The sequence below is a fragment of the Sphingobium lactosutens DS20 genome, from assembly GCF_000445105.1.
GTDB lineage: Bacteria > Pseudomonadota > Alphaproteobacteria > Sphingomonadales > Sphingomonadaceae > Sphingobium > Sphingobium lactosutens.
In genome coordinates this window covers 94,956-112,615 of sequence record NZ_ATDP01000089.1, presented here as the reverse complement: position 1 = coordinate 112,615, position 17,660 = coordinate 94,956, and the positions used below count along the sequence as shown (strand labels likewise).

Here is a 17,660-nt window from a genome sequence, read left to right as displayed (position 1 = left end):
TGTTCAGATCACGATACCGATCTTGCCGAAATGCGCCCCACTTTCCTGATAGCGAAAGGCTTGCGGAAGCTGATCCAAAGTGAATGTCCGGTCGATCACGGGTTTGAGGCCGGTCGTCTCGATCGCCCGCACAAAATCCTGCTGCTGACGACGGCTGCCGACGATCAGCCCTTGCACCACCGCCTGACGGGCGAGAATGGCTGCGGTGTTGATCTCACCGGAAACTCCGGCCAGCACGCCGATCAGCGAAATATGTCCCCCCACCTTGATGGCCAGTACGGATTGATTGAGCGTGGCGCCGCCGCCGACCTCGATAATATGATCTACGCCTTCCCCGTCGGTCAGCTCGAGCACTTTCGAGCCCCAATCGGGAACCTTCCGATAGTTGATCGTGCAATCGGCACCGAGTCCCCGGAGCCGTTCCAGCTTCTCGTCGGAGGAGGAGGTGGCAATGACGGTGGCGCCCATGGCCCTGGCGATCTGCAGGGCAAAGATCGAGACCCCGCCAGTACCAAGCACGAGAACACGGTCTCCAGCTTTGAGGTGGCCATCTCCCACAAGAGCCCGCCATGCCGTGACGCCCGCGGTCGTCAGCGTCGCGGCCTCGATAGGGCTGTAGCCCTGCGGCGCATGCGTGAACCAGGTCGCCGGACGCAGGACAACCTCGCGTGCGTAACCGTCTACACCATCGCCAGGAACGGTGGCGAAGTCGCCGACGCGCGGCCCACCGTCGCTCCAGAACGGAAAAAACGTAGAGACCACCGCATCCCCAACGGCAAACTCCGTGACACCTTCGCCGACAGCCTCAACCTCGCCCGCTCCGTCGGACAGAGGAATGCGATCAACAAAGGCCGGTGCATGGGATCGGACCACGCCATAATCATGGTAGTTCAGCGAACTGGCGTGGATACGGACCCGGATTTCGCCGAAACCGGGCCGACCGGGATCGGGCAGATCAACCATTTCGAGCCCATCGATGCCTCCGGCCTTTCCGATACGGACAGCTTTCATATCATACCTTTCCGGCTATTCTCCAAAACGGAGAGGGTTGAACGTCGCTAACCGCCACCGGCGTCTGCGATTGGTGAGACTCGCGCCATCGGACCCAACGACAATCGCATTTCAAGGCACACTAGACGGAGCGATCCGGCAGATGCTCAACCGAAGAAGGCGGTTTGGTGCAGTCATGTTTCACTGACTCATTTTGAGTAATCAGCAAGGAGCCGCGTTGATTGCGCATATGAATCCAGAGCCAGCTCCATGCCACGCTCATTCGATTGCGAACACCGATAAGAAAGTAGATATGCGCGAGGCCCCATAGCCACCAGGCGAGCGCTCCACGCAGTCTGATCCAGCCGAAATCGATGATGGCGAGGCGCTTGCCGATCGTCGCGAGACTTCCCTGATGGCGATAGCGGAAGGGAGCCGTATCTGATTTTCCGGCGAGCCGCCGGCGGATGGACGCCGCAACATAGCCGCCCTGCTGTTTCGCGGCCGGGGCAATGCCGGGAACCATGCCGCCATCGGGTGCCCTCACGGCAGCCGTGTCGCCGATGACAAAGATTTCGGGAAAGCCGGGGACGGTCAGATCCGCCTCGACGACGACGCGCCCGGCACGATCGGCTTCGGTGCCGATCCACCGCGCCGCAGGTGACGCCTGCACACCGGCTGCCCAGACGATGGTCGAGGCCGCAAGCGATTTGCCACCATAGATCACCCCGTCGGCAGAGCAGTCTATGACGGGTTCGCCAAGATTGACCTCTACTCCCAGCTTCTCCAGCGAGCGATGGGCGTATTGCGCCAGCCCTTCGACGAAAGCCGGCAGTATGCGCGCACCGGCCTCGATCAGAACCACCCGCGTCATGCGCGTGTCGATCGATCGGAAATCGCGGACCAGCGTATCGTGCGCCAGTTCGGCTATTGCTCCCGCCATTTCCACACCCGTCGCGCCGCCGCCGATCACGACGAAGGTCTGCAACGCCTGCCGGCGTTGAGGATCGCTCTCGCGCTCAGCCTTCTCAAATGCCAGCAGGATACGTCGCCGGATCGTGGTCGCATCCTCCAGCGTCTTCAGGCCCGGCGCCACATTCTCCCAGCTATCATGCCCGAAATAGGCATGCCGCGCTCCCGTGGCGAGGACGAGAGTGTCGTAAGCGACGAAGGAGCCGTCATCGAGGAGAACATGGCGCCGATCCATGTCGATACCCACGACTTTTGCGAGAAGCGTGCTGACATCGGAACGGTCCCGCAAAAGATGACGGACCGGCCAGGCGATTTCCGATGTTGCCAGCGACGCGGTGGCAACCTGATAAAGCAACGGCTGGAAGAGATGGTGATTGCGCTGATCCACGAGAGTGATGTCCACCGGCGCTCCATTGAGCCGGTGGACGACCTCGAGCCCGCCGAAGCCTGCGCCGACGACGACAACACGGTGAGGAGAGGCAGAAATTGTCTTGCGTGAAGGCATGCCGCCACTTTCCCTGTTGATATAGAAGGTCTCGATATGAAGCTGTCGGTCCAAGGCCATACGAAACAGCCTTGGGCATCGACTTTTCCCTCCGCGCATAGGCTTCGAAGCGCCTTCACCTCCCTGATATGGTCGTCTCCAGGAACTGCCTGACAGGCTCGCCGTAGGGTGGACGCACCAGCGCGTCACCCTCTTGACGATCCGTTTGCCGAAAGATCGCCTTAGGATGGCTGAAGCTCAGGAAACCCCACTTTCCGTGGTAGTTGCCCATGCCGGAATCGCCGATTCCGCCAAAGGGCAAATCTTCCACCGCAACATGGCTGACGCAATCGTTGATGGTCACCGCGCCGGACGTCGTCGCGTCGAGGATATGCTTTTCCTCCGCCGCGTCCTGCCCGAAATAGTAGAGCGCGAGCGGTCGGGCATCTGCATTGATCAGATCGATAACGTCATCGATCCGATCGTAAGAAAGCACCGGCAGTGCAGGGCCGAAGATTTCCTCATGTCTTATCCGCATCTCGGCGGTCGTATTCAACACAAGGGTCGGAGGGATTCGATGTGCGGACTGCTGCGAAAAATCCTCATCGGACGGATTGATCTCGACGATCGTCGCGCCTTTTTCCTTCGCATCGCTCAGCAGTCCCATGATACGATGATAATGACGCTCGTTGATGATCGACGTATAATCGGGGTTCTCTTTCAGCGTCGGGAACATCCTCGCGACAGCGGCACAGGCAGCGTCAACAAGTTCTCCCTCGTGCCCTCGGGGAACGAAAACATAATCCGGCGCGAGACATATTTGCCCGGCATTCAGCGTTTTTGCCGCCATGATCCGGCCGACGGCCAATTCGAAATCCGCCGAGCCGCTGATGATCACCGGCGACTTTCCGCCCAGTTCAAGCGTTAGCGGCGTCAGATTGTCTGCCGCAGCGCGCGCCACATGGCGAGCCACCGCCGTTCCGCCGGTAAACACCAGATGATCGAATGGAAGAGCGGTAAACGCAGCACCGATATCCGGTCCACCAGTCACCACCGCCAGTTCGAGTTCATCAAAGCTGCCGGCAACCAGTTGTCGCATGAGTTCGGAGGTTACAGGGGTCAATTCCGACGGTTTCAGGATCGCCCGATTGCCCGCGCCGAGGACACCGATAACCGGACCGAAGGCAAGCTGGACCGGGAAGTTCCACGGGCTGACCACACCGATGACGCCTTTCGGCTGGAACGCTACATGGGCTGCTGTTCCGGGATAGGGCGGGCTATAGACTTCAGTATCCATCCAGTGGGCGAGATGCGCCCTGGTGTGTTTGATCGATTCGAGCAGTGCCACCACGTCGTAAAAAAGGCTGGCTTCGCGGCTGTGGCTGCCGAAGTCTTGCGAAATGGCGTCGGCGATATGCTCGCTATTTGTGGCCAGCAGCGAGGCCAGACGATCAAGGCGATCGAGACGCAGGGCGAGATCAGGATATCCATCCGACAGATAGGCCTGCTTCTGACGCCGGAGGAGGTTTTTCATCTCATCCTCACCGGTTTCGATGCCGGGAGAATGTGTATCGGGATTACTCATGGCGCTTCCTTTCGCGGCATGAACGCCGCCGCGCAACACGCCCTTGCGGGTCTGCGCACTCAGAATGAGGTGATGATGCTGCGGGCGATCGTGCCGCCCTTGAGCGCCTCGTAAGCCTCGTTGATTTGGGAGATGTTGATTTCCCGCGAAACGAGGTCGTCAAGATTGAGCCGCCCCTCAAGGTAGAGCTGGGCGTACATCGGAATGTCATGCTTGATATTCGTCGACCCCATCATGACACCCTGCACCTTACGCTGCTTCGGCAACAGAGCTTCCATCAGCGGGATCTCAAGCTTCGTTCCGGGCTTGTGAACACCGATCAGATAGGCTCCGCCTCCGACACGTGTCATCAGAATCGCCTGTTCGGAGGTCGACTTGAGACCGATCACTTCGAATGCATGATCGACGCCGCCGCCGGTCAGGCGCAACACTTCGGCGACAGGGTCTGTTTCTGCCGAATTGACGGTGTCCGTAGCGCCGAACCGCTTGGACAATTCGAGCTTGGCGGGTTGCAGATCGATGGCGATGATCCGTGTGGCCCCCGCAAGCTTGGCCCCGGATATCGCGTTCAGGCCGACGCCGCCCACACCGATCACGGCAACCGTATCGCCCGGCCGCACATTGGCCGTGTTGATAGCAGTGCCGGCTCCGGTGATCGTCCCGCAGCCAAGGATGCAGGCCTGGGGAAATGGGATGTCTTTAGGGATCTTCGCCAACTGGTTCTCATGCACCAGCGACATCTCGGCAAATGCCGAGGTGCCGAACGCGGGAGTAACTGCCTCGCCCTTATATGTGAGGCGCTGGCCCTGGGCGGGATCGCGAAGAGATTCTCCGGGGCTGTCGCATTGGAACGTGCGTCCAGACAGGCAGGAGAGGCAATGCCCGCAATATTGAATGAGCGCAGCGGCCACATGGTCGCCGATCGCAAATTCCCGCACGTCCGGCCCAATGGCTTTCACGATCCCTGCAAGCTCATGACCGAAGACGGCAGGCAAAGGCACGCCGAAGTCGTTATGGGCAAAATGAAGATCCGTATGGCACAGGCCGGACGCCTTGACCTCGACCAGAACCTCCCTGCCGATCGGAGCGGCAATGTCGATATCCTCGATCTCGAAGCGATTGCCGGTTGCGTTCAAAACCGCGGCTTTCATCGTTTTCCTCCAGCGTTGCTTTTTCCTCGGCTGAACAGCATTTTCAGGATCTTCCAGATCAGCCCTGGCGTTACGAACTTCAAAGCGGCTCGCAATTCGTCCGGTTTGAGGACCACTTTCATGGGCATGGTGCCCATGACCTTGCCTTCGATCAGAATGCCTTGCTCATGAGGTGCCACGGAGGCGACGTCCATGAGGATTGTCTTGTCGAGTGTGAACAGCTTGACGCTCTTGCGGGGCGCTTTTGAAGCACCATTGGGTGTGGGTGACGTCATTGCGTCACCTTGTCAAAGTCCCAGCCCTTGTCATCGAACAGCTTTACCGCGGTAACCCGCCCACCACCGCAGACGCCACCTGCTGTTGGATGCATGAACACACCTGACAGGTACAGGTCCTCAACACCAGGCACGGTGAATTGCGATAATGACGGTGTCGGGCGATGCCCCTGACTTTGAAACAGTGGAGAGGCAAGGCCAGACACATCCCCGTTCTGGAAGGTCGGCGAGTAGGCGGCGATGTCATCAGGCGTGTCGAAAGCCTTGCCGATAACGCTTGCCTTCAGGCCCGGCAGGAATGAATCAACCAGGTTGAGCGTTTCCTCCTCAACCTCTGCCTTATGTTCAGACCAGGACGATCCGTCGGCCAGTTTGAACGGCATGATCCGCCAGACAAGGAAAGTAGACTTGCCTTCCGGCGCACGGGTTGGGTCCACCGCGTGCGTGGAAATAGTGCCCAGCGAGGGAATCTTCGGGATGTAGCCGTTACGGACGTCAAACAGCACTTTCTTGTAATCCGCCAGCGATGTCGGGCACAAGCCGTGCAGCCAGGCATGATTGATGTCCGGATGGGCATAGGTTGGCGGCTTGTCCAATGCGTAGTGCGCCGTGACGCAGCAGAAGGGCGCTGTTTCCGCGCGGTCGATTTCGTACCTCGTCTGATCTTCGAGAATGCCCTCATCGAGCATCTTCGGTAGATTGAAGGGATGGATCTGTCCGACGACGGCTTCCTTCGCGAAAAACTCTGCGCCATCAGCGAGACGCACGCCCACCGCCCTGCCTTTGCTGGTGAGGACCTTGACGACGGTGGAATCGGTCCGCAGGTCTGCTCCGTGATCCTTCAACTGGCGCACCATCGAATCGACCAACGCGCCGCTACCGCCTCGCGGTGTCTGCAAACCATATTTCTCGATGAACGCCGGGTACATGAACAATGCGCCGCCTTCGCCTCTTGCCTCAGGGTCAACGAAGTGTTCGGTCAACAGACGCATCATGTGAATCTTGAGCTTATCGCTCTCGAACCGCTCGTTGAGAATGCCGAGCGGGCTGTTCTCCAGTTCGTGCAGGATGTTGCGACCTTCCGCCCCCTGATCGAGCAGGGCGATAAAGGCCCCATATGGCGGCGGCGGCACAAACATCTGCGCCGTCGCCATCGGGACGAAGGCCGAACTTTCCTGGTACAGCTTGTAATAGGCGTCGGCGTCCCTGCGGGAGCAGGTCGAAGCGATGTTATCGAGAGTGCGCTCGAGATCATTGTACCCGATTAGGGTGCTGCCATCGGTAAACGTCGTCGCATAGGCTGCGTTGGGACGGATATATTCCAGCCCGTACTTGCTCTTCAACTGAAGCTCATCATTGGCGATGAGCGGGTTGATGAGAATACCGAGATGAGCCGACGAATGCAGATCGTGCTTGAAACCCGGGACGGTTACCTCCTTCGTCGCAACGCCCCCACCGAAATAGGGCTTGCCCTCCAGAACGAGGACCGATTTACCCGCCTTGGCAATATAGCCCGCTGTGGTCAGGCCGTTGTGACCGCCGCCGACGACAATAACATCAAATGTTTCAGACACCATTTTACTCCCAAAGGGTAAGGGTTGCTTTGGGGAATTGGTAATAGCCAGTTGGAAGACCAGTTAGGACGTTTGAGCACTATATGCGGGACGATCAAGCACACGCTGCACACAGGACCCGGAAACAAAGACTGGCCCGAGCATCCTCCACTGAGGGGATGGTTCTCCGACCGTTGACGCACCGCTGCCGTGAGGCGTATCAAAATAGGGGCAGGTCCATTGCGCAGGATGAGGTAGCACCAAGAGGCTTTCCTCGAGTGAAAGAGGAAGGAGCTTGCCACATGGTGACGATTTCCAATGGCGCAGACTGGTCGTGGTCGTCTGTCTCCACCTCGCGGGCTTTGGCGGAAACGGAGGAGCTCACCTCGCGGGAGATTGGCAGTACGCGGATAAACGACGAGTCCGGCCATTATCGAATGCTCTGGCAGCATTACGAGATGGGGCCGGTCGGGCTTAATTTCATGAAGGTCAGCCCCCAGCGGGTCATCCGCAGCCAATCGATGATTGAACGCGATCGAAACAGGGATTTCCACATCATGCTGTTGCGGTCCGGCGCGGCGCACGCGCAGCAAGGCGGCAAGAGTTGTGAACTTCCAGCCGGCACCATGTACCTGCTGGATTGCGCCCAGCCGTGGGACATTCTGTTCCCGGCCGATCATTATTGCCTGACCGCTCATATAGACTATCTCTGGCTGCAACACTGGCTGCCCGAGCCGTCTATTTTGGCTGGTCGGGCGGTTGACGCGAGCGGTTCGTGGGTTCTGCCCTTGGTCAGCATGATGAATGCGATCGCAACCGATGGTCTTGACAACGCTCCGCTGCCCCGCGCCCTGCTGGCAGACCAGATGGCGGGCTTGCTGGTTCTTGCTCTGGGGCCGCATGAGCATATGCAAAGGCGTCACGACACGGAATTGCTAAGACGTATCCGCGCGATTATTCGGGATCGATACGACCAGAGGAATCTCACAGCAAAGCAGGTCGCGGATGACCTGGGTATCTCCCGCCGTTATCTCGACAAGACACTTGCCGATGCAAAGACGACCTTTCTGACTCTACTCGAGACCCAGCGCCTGGAAGCTGCGCGTTTGAAACTCGTAGACCACCGTAGCATGACGCAGATCGCAGAGATCGCCTGGTCCTGCGGCTTCGCCGATCCGGGATATTTTGCGCGCCGGTTCGCACGACGATACGGTATGTCGCCTAGCCGCTTCCGCCATGCGATAACCGATGAGCGGAAGCAGTGACACGACCGACTGGTGGAAGTCGAAATCTCGCCTGCCCCCTATATAAAAGGTGGTCGCTTGAAGACAGCTTCCTCGATCTGCCGCCGTACCTGGCGGACATCGCGAGCGGGCGGCGCACCGAACTGCCGCAGATATTCGCGGCTGAACTGGGACGCGCTCTCGTAGCCGACCGCGAAGGCAACGGCAGAGGCATTGCGCTCGCCGGCAAGCAACAGGCGGCGGGCCTCCTGCAAACGAAGCTGCTTCTGATACTGCAGCGGGCTGAAACCGGTGATAGCGAGGAAATGCCGATGCAGGCTGGGGCGGCTCATGCCGCTCGCTTCGCACAACGCTTCGATGCGCAATTGCTTGTCGTGATGATCCCTGATCCATGCGACAGCGCGACGGATGCGCGCGAGTGATCCGTCCGGCCGCGCGATCTGGCGCAGCAGGCGACCCTGCGGCCCTTGAAGAAGCCGGTAAAGCAATTCGCGCTCGACCATCGGCGCAAGCACGGGAATGTCGTCGGGCGTGTCGAGCAGCGACAGCAGCCGGAGTAGCACGTCGCGAAGCTGCGCTGTCATGGGATTTATCGCGATGCCTATCCCTCCGGCATCGGCCTCCCGCTCCGGCCCCATCATCGCCGCCAGTTCAGCCAGCAAAGCCGGATCGAGCACCAAAGACACCGCGACATAGGGCCGGCTCCGGTCGGCATCGAGTACCTCGCCCATCAACGGCAGGTCGAGGGCGCTGACCAGATAGTGCGAGCTGTCATAGCTGAACACCTCGTCGTTGATCGCAACGCGCTTCGCCCCCTGAAGAATGAAACAGACCATAGACCGATAGAGGCATGGAGTACCTGCGGTCCGGGCATGGCCTACTCGCAGATCGAGGTGCGGGACCTGTGTCCCGGCACGCCCCGGCGCGGCATGGCGCAAGGCGATATCCAGATGCGGCTCATAGTCATTGCTCATGAGCCATTATGACCCCTGCCATCGCTTCAAACAAGGCGCGTGAGACAATCGGGCAAGAAGCTGAGCGTATCGGGTGGGTTCGCGGCTGATGGATTACCTATCTCAGGAAGGTCGAGGAACGTCTGGGAATGGCGGACCTCACCACAATCAACCTCCTGAAAGGCAAGACATGACCGAAAAGATCGCCCTCATCACCGGCGCCAGTCGCGGACTTGGCCGCAACATGGCGCTCCATCTCGCCGAACGTGGTGTCGGCATCGTCGGGACCTATCGCACAGGCGCGACAGAGGCCAAGGCGCTGAAAGAGGAAATCGAGGCGAAGGGCGGCAAGGCCGCTATGCTTCCGCTTAACGTCGATGATACCGCCGGCTTTGCCGCTTTCGCAGAGGCAGTCAGTGGTGCGCTGAAGGAAACCTTCGATCGCGAGCGGTTCGATTTCCTCGTCAACAATGCCGGCATCGGCATCCGCGCGAATTTTGTGGACACGACCGAGGTGCAATTCGACGCGCTGGTCGCCACGCATCTGCGCGGCCCGATTTTTCTCACACAGAAACTGTTGCCGTTGATTGAGGACGATGGGCGCATCCTCAACGTCTCGTCCGGCTTCGTGCGCTTCACTCTACCAGGCTACAGCGTTTATGCGGCGATGAAGGCCGCGGTGGAGGTACTGACGCGGTTTATGGCGGTCGAACTCGGCGCCCGCAGGATCCGCGTAAACGCCATCGCGCCCGGCGCGATCGCCACGGATTTCGCGGGCGGCGCGGTCCGTGACAACAAAGCTGTCAACGCCTTTGTGGCGCAAGGCATCGCTCTGGGGCGCGTAGGGTTGCCAGACGATATCGGCGGTGCGGTCACAGCAATCCTTTCCGACGACATGGGCTGGGCGAACGGAACGTCGTTCGACATCTCCGGCGGACAGATGCTGTAGGCGAACAGCGCGTCGATAGTCTGGCCAAGCATCTCAGGAGGGCCGCTGCTTTCGAGCGTGAGATCGGCGGCGGCGGTAATTTCCTGGGTTGCCGCAGCCGGATCGCCTGGCGGCTATTCACGATATAAATAGCGCCGTTGCCATCCGAGATCGCGGCGGCTCCCGGTTGCGTCCACCGCGACCATGCTCGTCGCACCAGCGACAAGCGCCGCCATGATCGCACTGATAGGCCCGTGCTTTCAATGGCGACGTCGGTGCCCGAACCCATGGCGATGCCAATATCGGCGACGGGCAGTGCCGGGGCGTCGTTGACGCCGTCGCCAGCCATTGCGACCACCTTGCCTTGCGCCTTCAGCTTCTGAACGACAGCGGCCTTTTGATCGGGCAGCACATCGGCTTCACCTCATCAATGCCAAGACGCCGGGCCGCGGCGTCGGCAGTGGTTTGGTTGTCACCGGTCAGCATGACGATGCAGATGCCCTCGGCGTGGAGCGCATCAAGAGCGGCCTGCGTGGTGGCCTTGACCGGATCAGCGATGGCGAAAATGCCCGCAACCCTTTGGGCCACTTCAACATAGATGGCGGTTGCGCCATCACGGCGCAAATCATCTGCGGCTGCCGCCAGAGGCGTCGCGTCAAGCCCATATTCGCCAAGAAAGGCGGCGTTGCCCAGCACCACGCGTTGACCATCGACTGTTCCGACTGCACCCTTGCCGGTCGGGCTGTCGAACGCGGTAACAGCGGGGACCGAGAGCCCCTTCGCCTCGGCCGCAGCAACGATGGCGCGTGCGAGTGGATGCTCGGATGCCTTCTCGACACTGGCGGCGAGACGAAGGATCTCGTCTTGGTGGAGGCTCTGCGCGGCGACGATTTTCGTCACAGCCGGTTTTCCCTCGGTAAGCGTGCCGGTCTTGTCGACCACAAGGGTATCGATCTTCTCCATACGCTCCAGCGCCTCGGCATTCTTGATCAGCACGCCCGCCCCTGCCCCTTTGCCGACGCCAACCATGATCGACATGGGCGTCGCGAGACCGAGCGCGCAGGGGCATCCAATAATCAGCACGGAAACGGCGGCGATCAATCCGTGCACGAGCCGCGGCTCCGGTCCCCAGATCCCCCAGGCAGCAAATGCGATGAGGGCAATGACCATGACGACGGGTACGAACCAGCCGGAGACCTGATCCGCCATGCGCTGGATCGGCGCGCGCGATCGCTGGGCGTCGGCGACCATCTGGACGATGCGCGACAGCATCGTATCGCGGCCGACCTTTTCGGCCCGGATGACCAGCGCCCCGGTCTGGTTGAGCGTACCGCCGACAACCCTGTCGCCAACGGCGCGCGTCACCGGCATGGATTCGCCCGTCGCCATGGATTCGTCGAGCGAGCAACGCCGTCTTCCACCAGGCCATCGACGGGCACGGTTTCACCCGGCCGCACACGCAACCTGTCATCAAGCGCAACCTCCTCCACCGGCACGTCCTGCTCGCTTCCAACGGCACTAATGCGGCGCGCTATTTTAGGTGCGAGGTCAAGCAGCGCGCGGATCGCCCCTGAGGTCTGCTCCCGGGCGCGCGATTCGAGCACCTGTCCAAGAAGGACCAGAACGGTAATGACGGCCGCCGCCTCGAAATACACCGCCACCGTTCCGTCGGCGTCGCGGAAAGCCGATGGAAAGAGAGAGGGGGCCAGTGCTGCGACCATGCTATACGCCCAAGCCACACCTGTGCCCATGGCGACAAGCGTGAACATGTTCAGGCTGCGGTTGACCAGTGACGTCCAGCCGCGCTGGAAAAACGGCCAGCCGGCCCAGAGCACGACCGCTGTTGCCAGGATCAACTGCACCCATGTCGAGATATAGGGCGGAACGAGATGATGCAGCGCAGGGATGAGATGCGAACCCATCTCTAGCAGAAAGACCGGCATCGCCAGCACGAGGCCAATCCGGAAGCGGCGCGTCATATCTTTCAGTTCGGGGCTAGGTCCAATCTCGGCCGTCGCGACCAGCGGCTCCAGCGCCATGCCACAGATCGGGCAGCTTCCCGGGCCGTCCCGCCGAATTTCCGGGTGCATCGGGCAGGTCCAGATCGTGCCTTCCGGAACCGGCTCCGTCGCTTTGCCATGCTGTGTGTGATCATGCGCAGAATGGCTGGAGGAGTGAGCATCGGCGGAGGCATGCCCGCCTTGCGTGGCGACAGGGTTTTCAGCTGCTGAGGCGGCATAGCTGGCGGGCACCGCCTCGAAGCGGTCCTTGCAATTGACAGAGCAGAACCAGAAGGTCCGACCGTCGAACTCCACCCGATGCGCCGCCGTTAACGATCGATCTCCATTCCGCAGACGGGATCGATGACCCTTGTTGCACCCTCCGGTTTAGGATGAGCGCCATGTCGGTACTGGTGATTGTGCTGCGCATTGTGGTCGTTCGATGTCATGCCTCGCCTTCTTTCTGCCTGAGGTGCTGCCATCCTGAGGCATCGATCAACCTTCCCGCTACGTTCCATTCCAGCGCTGCGAGATCTGCGGAAATGAGATTTCGATCCAGTCCGCCAGATCGCGAACCCGGGCGGCAGCCTCCTGCCCTAGCGGGGTAAGCGTATACTCCACATGCGGCGGGACGATCTTGTAGGCCTTGCGATCCACCAGGCCGTCTTTCTCCAGCCATTGCAGCGTCTGCGCCAGCATCCGTTCGCTCACGCCGGTTACCTTGCGGCGCAGATCGCTAAAGCGATGTGTGCCCGGCATCAGGGCGATCAGGACCAGAACGCCCCATCGGCTCGTCACGTGCTTGAGCACTTCGCGCGAAGGACAGCCATCCACCATCAGATTGCCGCGCTCGATCTTCTCCGAGAGACTTGCGACAGCAACGTCTCCGGTTTCGCGTGGGGGCGCGTTAGATTTCATCAAACTTACCTTCATGTGCGTACTTATTAATCGGCAGCAGCATCATACATCCAATTGACAGCCAGACACGACAAGGAGTTCTCAAAAAATGATCATCGCCGTAAGTGGATCAACCGGTCAGCTCGGCCGCCTCGTGATCGACAAGCTGAAGGCAAAAGTCCCGGCGACGGATATCGTCGCGCTGGCCCGCTCACCCGATAAGGCCGCCGATCTCGGCGTCGCTGTGCGCGCTGCCGACTACGCTATACCGCAAACACTGGAAGCAGCCCTGGCGGGAGTCAAGACGCTACTGCTCATCTCCTCCAGCGAGGTCGGCCAGCGCGCGGTGCAACACGGAAACATCATTGATGCCGCCAGAACGGCCGGGGTTAGCCGGATCGTCTATACCAGCCTTCTCCATGCCGACACGTCACCGCTCAGCCTCGCCGAAGAGCATCGGCAGACAGAAGCGGCTTTAAAGGGGGCCGGCATCACCTATACGATTCTGCGTAATAGCTGGTACACGGAGAACTACACCGGCTCGATTGGCGGCGCGCTGGCGGGAGGCGCTTTCATCGGCAGCGCCGGCGACGGCAAGATTTCCTCCGCTTCGCGTCTCGACTATGCCGAAGCCGCTGTCGCGGTTCTGACCAGCGAGGGGCATGAGGGGAAGACCTACGAGCTGGCGGGCGACACCGCCTGGACGCTCACCGACCTTGCCGCCGAAATCTCGAAGCAAAGCGGGAAAGACATTCCCTACAAGAACCTGACGGAAGCCGAATATACGAAAGCACTTATCGAGGTCGGCTTGCCGAAAGCGCTGGCGGCCTCGATCGCTGGCTGGGATGTCAGCGCCTCTGAGGGCGCGCTGTTTGACGACGGCAAGCAGCTTTCAAAGCTGATCGGCCGCTCGACCACTCCACTGTCCGTCAGCGTCGCTGATGCCCTCAAGGCCCTGGCATGAAGGGACCATTCGTTAGGCGACCTCTCGTCTAACCTGCACTCTGTCAAAACATCGGCCCTTTGTCGGGCTGGCGATGGAACGGCGTGAGACTTAATCGTGGGTCTGCACCACCAGACATCGCCGCGTCGGCAACTCACAGATCATGTCCGTCGGTGAATGCTGACGGACATGGCGTGCCGCCAGCCCATGCGCAGCGGGTGCTTACCAGACGCTTCGCGGTTCGAACGATTGGGGCTACACGCGTTGCCGCCCGATCTTGCGCGCGCATCACCATCCGACAGGTGGGAAAGCCGCAAATAAGTGGTACGCAATAGCTGGTCGTAGTTCCGTCACACCATGACAAGGATCATGATATGCATTCGTTCGCTTTGGATAGAGCATTTACCCTGATCGAACCGGGACCGGTTGTATTAGTGACGACCAATAACGGTAAAGAGAATAATATCATGACCATCACCTGGACGATGGTCATGGATTTCTCGCCGCGGTTCGCGATCACGACCGGCGGGTGGAACCATTCCTATGCAGCTCTCAAAACTACGAAGGAATGTGTGATCTCGATACCAACCGTCGACATGGTCGACACGATCGTCGGCATCGGAACCTGCTCGGGGCAGGACACAGACAAGTTCCGGAAATTCGATCTCACGGCGCTCCCCGGAAAGCATGTCGGGGCTCCACTCATCAGGGAATGTCTGGCGAATATCGAATGCTGCGTCACGGAAATCATAGAACGCCACAGCATCATCGTGCTGGACGGACTTGCTGTCTGGTATGATGATGCGCGCAAGGAAAAGCGCATGTTGCACGCCGTCGGCGACGGCACATTTATCGCCGACGGTCGCAAATTCGATCGGAAGGAGAGTATGAGGTCCAGGCTCGCGCCTGGAGTTGTAGAGGGGTAGTCTGGCAGCATTTTTCGCTTCTGGCAAATTTCAACCCGTTTCCCCCTCTCCCGTGGCCCAGAGAAACCCGCGGTCGCGGGTTACTTTTTTCAGATCGGAATTGCTTGCCTCCAACATTCTGCTCTCCGAACCTCTTTCATGGTCCCACCACACTGGTAGGCGCCCCCCCTGGGCGAGAAGATCAGATGAGAAGCGCTCATTCCTAAAATAGGTTGGGACCAGCGTCTTCGAGGAATGCAAGGCCAGCGCCTGTTTCGCAACGTTGGCGTTGCCACTCGTCATGGTGCGCATGATCGATACGTCGATGACGTGGAAGCGATCGACATCCCTCACCTTGAGTTTTTATGGCGACGAGGGGCCCCGGTAGCCGCCCCAGGCCACTCGCCGTTGATGGCGCGGATCGCCTTCTTCGCGATCCTGGGTATCGAATATCCAGGTCTTGCGACGCTCGGCATCGTAACGGTTCCACTCCGGTGTTCCGCTGTGGGTGAAATCGAGGAAGGCCTTCTGAAAACGCTGGCTGACCACTCTGGACTGTTTCCGTCGGAAAAGATCGAGACGTCCGAGTTCACCCTCGCCGGTCGTGCCGAACAGCATCGGCAGGTCGAGGCCGTGCGTCGCTTCCTTAAACGCAAGTCGTGTGAGCGGCGTGGCGTAGTCAAAGCGGTAAACCCAGCAGTTCGCGAAGCGCGAATGTCCTTCCGCGATGCGCAGCGTCGGAACCCAGAAGTTCAGATCGCCGCCTACGTCGATGGCCGTCCCTTTCGACGGGTAGCCCGGATAGGCAGAAACGATGCGACTGCGCAGCGCGGCATCGGCTGCCGCGAACATGGCCTCCAGCCGGTTGACTCGGGAGCAGATCACCGGGAGGGCCTTGTCCAGAATGGCCCCCTCGCGCGACATCGTTCCGATCACCAGCGGCACGCGATGTGCCAAGCCATCGTTGAAAGCATCGACCGGATGCTGCGGCAGGAAATCGCCATCGATGACCGGCGATGTCGGCAGGAAGCCCGGATATTTGTCGGGAGCGATATCGTAGAAGAAGCGCCCGGCGACCTCGTTCAGCCTGTCGACATCAACAGATCTCAGCGCATCACCCACGATATCTGCGGTCGGGTCGATTCCAAGCATGCCAAGGATTTCGCGTGCAAAGGCGGCATGGGCGTCGCGCCCGTAGACGCTGAACCCCGCCGTGCTCATGGCGAACGCGCGGTGGAAAAGGCCCTTTGCTGCGGGAACGCACAACAGGAAGGCAACAGAAGCAGCACCGGCTGATTGCCCGACGATCGTGACGTTTTGCGGATCGCCACCGAAAGCCGCGATGTTGTCGCGCACCCATTCCAGCGCGGCGACCTGATCTCGCAGGCCGAGATTGCTATCGACCGGGCCTTCCTGCGTCGACCAGCAACTGAAGTCCGAAAAGCCGAAAAGGCCTACGCGGTAGTTGAAACTGACGAAGACGACATCACCGTTTTGCACGAGGTGATTGCCGCGATATAGCGGTGACCGGCTTCCGCCGAGCGAAAATCCGCCTCCGTATATCCACACCACCACGGGCTTTGGTGACTGACCGCCGCCAAGCGGTGCGGAAACATTGACCGTCAGGCAGTCCTCGGATATCGGAGTGGACGCTCCAGCACCGCCGATCGCTTCAAAACCACGTTTCTGCACCGGTATCGGACCGAACGCGCTGGCGTCGCGGATAGCTTCCCAGGATTGAGACGGTTGAGGCGCGCGAAAGCGCAATGCACCGACGGGCGGGGCGGCATAGGGAATGCCTCGCCATGTCCGCACACAATCGTCGACTACGCCGCGCACAATGCCGGATGTCGTGGGCCGCTCGAGCTCATGTAGATCGGTCGCAGCAGGCGATGGACTTACCGTCATTGCAGCCGCTCCCCTTCCGTTTCGACGGGAGCATTCGCCTCTTGGGATTGAATGAGAGCCGCATAACCGTGCAGGAACAGGTTGATTCGTTTTCGCATCTCCGTTCGCGTTTGTTCCGTCACTTCAGGCCGCCACAGCCCCAGAGCTGCGCCTCGAACTTGGGCCGCGATCGTGAGATCCCACAATATTTGTGCTGCGTCCCGTGTGTGCGCCTCATCGACAGACCAGCGCCCCAAGGCAGCGATGGCGGGCTGGAGACGATGCATCGCGCTCAACCTTGCGCTTTCGAGTATGGGCACGATTTCTGGAAACTGGCCCGCCTCATGGACAACAACACGCTCTATTGCGACGACGTCAGGGGTCAGGAACAAGCCGAGCACATTGAGACATGCTTGGTGTATCTGCTCTTCTGGAGGAGAGCCGTGCGTAATACAGTGATCTATGGTCTGCAAAGATTGCGCCGCGTAGCTGACTGTCACCGCTTTGAACAACGATGCCTTGTCGGCGAATCTATTGTATATACTGCGCTTGGATGCACGCAATTCGCAGGCAAGTTCCTCTATGGTGGTAGCTGCATATCCCTTGTCCAGGAACATACTGGTGGCGACCCCGATGATCCGCCGGGAAAGTTCTTCCGATTGCTCTTTTGTCGGGCGCCCTGACCTTGCCATTCCGAAACCTTGAACCTGCGTTGGCTCAATATGTAGTTATGACTCAGCTTAATGCAACGGCATCGGTGCATTATGAAGAACAGCAGTTCGTGGCCTATCTGCGGCTTCTCAATGCCAAGGCCGAGGATGCCAGCTGGAAGGAGGTCGCAGATCGGGCGACATTGCGATCCGGCCACGGACGAGGTATGCAGCCTGCAATAC

Annotated in this window: 14 protein-coding genes and 1 pseudogene; 4 read left to right on the top strand and 11 right to left on the bottom strand. The window is 59.9% G+C overall.

Annotated elements, in window-relative coordinates:
- Nucleotides 1-3: 3 nt before the first annotated feature.
- The 6 genes from RLDS_RS40530 to RLDS_RS40505 all read right to left on the bottom strand — a co-directional run bounded on the left by RLDS_RS40530 (nt 4) and on the right by RLDS_RS40505 (nt 7,034).
- The gene (locus tag RLDS_RS40530; protein WP_021226140.1) at nt 4-1,011 is read right to left on the bottom strand and encodes a zinc-dependent alcohol dehydrogenase family protein; all 1,008 of its coding nucleotides are present in this window, start codon (nt 1,009-1,011) and stop codon (nt 4-6) included.
- A gap of 121 nt (nt 1,012-1,132) precedes the next feature.
- Complete coding sequence (locus tag RLDS_RS40525) at nt 1,133-2,527, bottom strand: NAD(P)/FAD-dependent oxidoreductase (RefSeq protein WP_021226139.1); 1,395 nt, start codon at nt 2,525-2,527, stop codon at nt 1,133-1,135.
- Between the two features lie 55 nt (nt 2,528-2,582).
- A complete protein-coding gene (locus RLDS_RS40520) occupies nt 2,583-4,031 on the bottom strand; it encodes a coniferyl aldehyde dehydrogenase (protein ID WP_021226138.1) in 1,449 nt (482 codons plus the stop codon).
- Nucleotides 4,032-4,090: 59 nt separating this feature from the next.
- Nucleotides 4,091-5,182 (bottom strand): Zn-dependent alcohol dehydrogenase, encoded by a 1,092-nt coding sequence (locus RLDS_RS40515; RefSeq protein ID WP_021226137.1) that lies wholly within the window; start codon nt 5,180-5,182, stop codon nt 4,091-4,093.
- The gene (locus RLDS_RS40510) at nt 5,179-5,457 is read right to left on the bottom strand and encodes a hypothetical protein (RefSeq protein WP_021226136.1); all 279 of its coding nucleotides are present in this window, start codon (nt 5,455-5,457) and stop codon (nt 5,179-5,181) included. The genes RLDS_RS40515 and RLDS_RS40510 overlap by 4 nt, the downstream gene beginning before the upstream one ends.
- Entirely contained in the window at nt 5,454-7,034 is a 1,581-nt protein-coding gene (locus tag RLDS_RS40505; protein ID WP_021226135.1) for a phytoene desaturase family protein, read from the bottom strand. Before RLDS_RS40505 ends, RLDS_RS40510 begins: the two co-directional genes overlap by 4 nt.
- Nucleotides 7,035-7,312: 278 nt before the next feature.
- On the opposite strand from RLDS_RS40505, the gene RLDS_RS40500 reads away from it, so the two are divergent.
- Nucleotides 7,313-8,275 (top strand): AraC family transcriptional regulator, encoded by a 963-nt coding sequence (locus tag RLDS_RS40500; protein ID WP_021226134.1) that lies wholly within the window; start codon nt 7,313-7,315, stop codon nt 8,273-8,275.
- Between the two features lie 38 nt (nt 8,276-8,313).
- Here RLDS_RS40500 and RLDS_RS40495 read toward each other — a convergent pair whose 3' ends face one another.
- A complete protein-coding gene (locus RLDS_RS40495; RefSeq protein WP_021226133.1) occupies nt 8,314-9,228 on the bottom strand; it encodes an AraC family transcriptional regulator in 915 nt (304 codons plus the stop codon).
- 73 nt (nt 9,229-9,301) lie between these two features.
- Here RLDS_RS40495 and RLDS_RS40490 point away from each other — a divergent pair, with 73 nt between their 5' ends.
- On the top strand, nt 9,302-10,156 hold the full coding sequence (locus RLDS_RS40490; protein ID WP_236616853.1) for an SDR family NAD(P)-dependent oxidoreductase: 855 nt from the start codon (nt 9,302-9,304) through the stop codon (nt 10,154-10,156).
- A gap of 190 nt (nt 10,157-10,346) precedes the next feature.
- On the opposite strand, the pseudogene RLDS_RS40485 reads toward RLDS_RS40490, so the two are convergent.
- Both RLDS_RS40485 and RLDS_RS40480 read right to left on the bottom strand, forming a co-directional pair.
- Nucleotides 10,347-12,584 (bottom strand): annotated as a pseudogene (locus RLDS_RS40485) (heavy metal translocating P-type ATPase); the annotation flags it as partial.
- A gap of 58 nt (nt 12,585-12,642) precedes the next feature.
- On the bottom strand, nt 12,643-13,053 hold the full coding sequence (locus RLDS_RS40480) for a winged helix-turn-helix transcriptional regulator (RefSeq protein ID WP_021226130.1): 411 nt from the start codon (nt 13,051-13,053) through the stop codon (nt 12,643-12,645).
- An 88-nt stretch (nt 13,054-13,141) separates the two neighbouring features.
- Between RLDS_RS40480 and RLDS_RS40475 the strand changes: the two genes are divergently transcribed.
- Both RLDS_RS40475 and RLDS_RS40470 read left to right on the top strand, forming a co-directional pair.
- Nucleotides 13,142-13,996 carry an SDR family oxidoreductase gene (locus RLDS_RS40475; RefSeq protein WP_021226129.1) on the top strand — a complete coding sequence of 285 codons (855 nt, stop codon included), beginning with the start codon at nt 13,142-13,144 and terminating at the stop codon, nt 13,994-13,996.
- 353 nt (nt 13,997-14,349) lie between these two features.
- Nucleotides 14,350-14,901 carry a flavin reductase family protein gene (locus RLDS_RS40470; protein ID WP_031298165.1) on the top strand — a complete coding sequence of 184 codons (552 nt, stop codon included), beginning with the start codon at nt 14,350-14,352 and terminating at the stop codon, nt 14,899-14,901.
- 342 nt (nt 14,902-15,243) lie between these two features.
- Here RLDS_RS40470 and RLDS_RS40465 read toward each other — a convergent pair whose 3' ends face one another.
- Nucleotides 15,244-16,788, bottom strand: a complete 1,545-nt coding sequence (locus tag RLDS_RS40465; protein WP_021226127.1) for a carboxylesterase/lipase family protein — start codon at nt 16,786-16,788, stop codon at nt 15,244-15,246.
- Entirely contained in the window at nt 16,785-17,459 is a 675-nt protein-coding gene (locus RLDS_RS40460) for a TetR/AcrR family transcriptional regulator (protein ID WP_021226126.1), read from the bottom strand. Before RLDS_RS40460 ends, RLDS_RS40465 begins: the two co-directional genes overlap by 4 nt.
- Between the last annotated feature and the right edge of the window lie 201 nt (nt 17,460-17,660).

Coding starts and splice junctions, on each gene's coding strand:
- RLDS_RS40530 (WP_021226140.1), bottom strand. CDS start 1,011: ATGAAAGCTGTCCGTATCGGAAAGGCCGGAGGCATCGATGGGCTCGAA.
- RLDS_RS40525 (WP_021226139.1), bottom strand. CDS start 2,527: ATGGCCTTGGACCGACAGCTTCATATCGAGACCTTCTATATCAACAGG.
- RLDS_RS40520 (WP_021226138.1), bottom strand. CDS start 4,031: ATGAGTAATCCCGATACACATTCTCCCGGCATCGAAACCGGTGAGGAT.
- RLDS_RS40515 (WP_021226137.1), bottom strand. CDS start 5,182: ATGAAAGCCGCGGTTTTGAACGCAACCGGCAATCGCTTCGAGATCGAG.
- RLDS_RS40510 (WP_021226136.1), bottom strand. CDS start 5,457: ATGACGTCACCCACACCCAATGGTGCTTCAAAAGCGCCCCGCAAGAGC.
- RLDS_RS40505 (WP_021226135.1), bottom strand. CDS start 7,034: ATGGTGTCTGAAACATTTGATGTTATTGTCGTCGGCGGCGGTCACAAC.
- RLDS_RS40500 (WP_021226134.1), top strand. CDS start 7,313: ATGGTGACGATTTCCAATGGCGCAGACTGGTCGTGGTCGTCTGTCTCC.
- RLDS_RS40495 (WP_021226133.1), bottom strand. CDS start 9,228: ATGAGCAATGACTATGAGCCGCATCTGGATATCGCCTTGCGCCATGCC.
- RLDS_RS40480 (WP_021226130.1), bottom strand. CDS start 13,053: ATGAAATCTAACGCGCCCCCACGCGAAACCGGAGACGTTGCTGTCGCA.
- RLDS_RS40475 (WP_021226129.1), top strand. CDS start 13,142: ATGATCATCGCCGTAAGTGGATCAACCGGTCAGCTCGGCCGCCTCGTG.
- RLDS_RS40470 (WP_031298165.1), top strand. CDS start 14,350: ATGCATTCGTTCGCTTTGGATAGAGCATTTACCCTGATCGAACCGGGA.
- RLDS_RS40465 (WP_021226127.1), bottom strand. CDS start 16,788: ATGACGGTAAGTCCATCGCCTGCTGCGACCGATCTACATGAGCTCGAG.
- RLDS_RS40460 (WP_021226126.1), bottom strand. CDS start 17,459: ATGGCAAGGTCAGGGCGCCCGACAAAAGAGCAATCGGAAGAACTTTCC.